Consider the following 1,520-nt stretch of genomic DNA (forward strand, 5'->3'; position numbering starts at 1 on the left):
GTGCGGGGACCGATCGGGACGGGGCGGGGACCAGGCAGGGTGGTGCGGAGGCCGGGCAGGGCGGTGCGGAGGCAGAACGGGCCTGAGCCCGTCCCCGCCCCGCTCGCCGCCCGCGCGGCCTCACCCCGCTCGTCGCCCGCGGGCCCTGAACCTCCCGGAGCGTCAGCGCGTGCCGAGGTAGTTGTTCGGGTCGAGCACGTACTTGCTGGCCGCACCCTCGTCGAAGGCCCGGTACCCCTCGGGGGCCTCCTCCAGCGGGATCGCCACGGCGTTGACGGCCTCGGCGATGCGCACCCGGTCGTGGAGGATCGCCTCCATCAGCTCCCGGTGGTACTTCATGACCGGGCACTGGCCGGTGAAGAAGGCGTGCGACTTCGACCAGCCCAACCCGATCCGGACCGACAGGGAGCCCTCCTTGGCGGCCTCGTCGGACGCGCCGGGGTCGCCGGTCACGTACAGGCCCGGGATCCCGATGGACCCTCCGGCCCTGGTCACGTCCATCGCGGTGTTGAGCACGCTGGCGGGCGCCTCCTTCGAGGCTCCCTCTCCCGTCCCGTGCGCCTCGAAGCCGACCGCGTCCACCGCGCAGTCCACCTCGGGGACGCCCAGGATCCGTTCGATCTGCCCGGCCAGGTCCCCCTCGGCCACGTTCACCGTCTCGCACCCGAAGCTGCGGGCCTGCGCCAGCCGCTCCTCCTTCATGTCCGCGACGATCACCACCCCCGCGCCGAGCAGCCGGGCCGACGCGGCGGCGGCCAGCCCCACGGGTCCGGCTCCCGCGACGTAGACGCTCGACCCCACGCCCACGCCCGCGGTGACGCAGCCGTGGTAGCCGGTCGGGAAGATGTCCGAGAGCATCGTCAGGTCCAGGATCTTCTCCATCGCCTGGTCGCGGTCGGGGAACACGAGGAGGTTCCAGTCCGCGTAGGGCACGAGCGCGTACCTGGCCTGCCCGCCGACCCAGCCGCCCATGTCGACGTAGCCGTAGGCCGAGCCCGGCCGGTCCGGGTTCACGTTCAGGCAGATCTCCGTGCGCCGCGCCTTGCAGTTGCGGCAGCGCCCGCAGGAGATGTTGAACGGGACCGAGACGAGGTCGCCCACCTTGACGAACTCCACGTCGGGCCCGGTCTCGACCACCTCGCCGGTGATCTCGTGGCCCAGGACCAACCCTTCCGGCGCGGTGGTGCGCCCCCGCACCATGTGCTGGTCGCTGCCGCAGATGTTGGTGGCGACGACCTTCAGGATCGCCCCGTGCGGCACCTTGCGCCCGACGTTCGCCGGGTTGACCCCGGGGCCGTCCTTGATGACGAACTCGGGGTAGTCGACGTCCTCGACCTCGACCCGGCCCGCGCCCCTGTACACCACACCCCTGTTGCCGGTCATGTCCTTCCCGCCTCTCCGCCCCCGGGAGGGGGCACTTTCCCCTCTGGTTTCCGGTCGGGGCGAGGAGCAACCGGACACGGCGTGTCTATCCGGATTCTTTGCCGGATCGGGGTGTGCAGTCAGCGCGGGGGAGGGGG

At 72.0% G+C, this 1,520-nt stretch carries 1 protein-coding gene; it reads right to left on the reverse strand.

Translation table 11 applies throughout. The annotated features are described in order from the left end of the window. Nucleotides 1-162: 162 nt before the first annotated feature. The gene (gene fdhA / locus DQW06_RS08365; protein ID WP_094804966.1) at nucleotides 163-1,383 is read right to left on the reverse strand and encodes a formaldehyde dehydrogenase, glutathione-independent; all 1,221 of its coding nucleotides are present in this window, start codon (nucleotides 1,381-1,383) and stop codon (nucleotides 163-165) included. Nucleotides 1,384-1,520 lie beyond the last annotated feature (137 nt).

It is taken from the genome of Nocardiopsis sp. TNDT3 (genome assembly GCF_003427465.1).
In the GTDB taxonomy this organism is placed as follows: Bacteria; Actinomycetota; Actinomycetes; order Streptosporangiales; family Streptosporangiaceae; genus Nocardiopsis; species Nocardiopsis dassonvillei.

Coding starts and splice junctions, on each gene's coding strand:
- fdhA (WP_094804966.1), bottom strand. CDS start 1,383: ATGACCGGCAACAGGGGTGTGGTGTACAGGGGCGCGGGCCGGGTCGAG.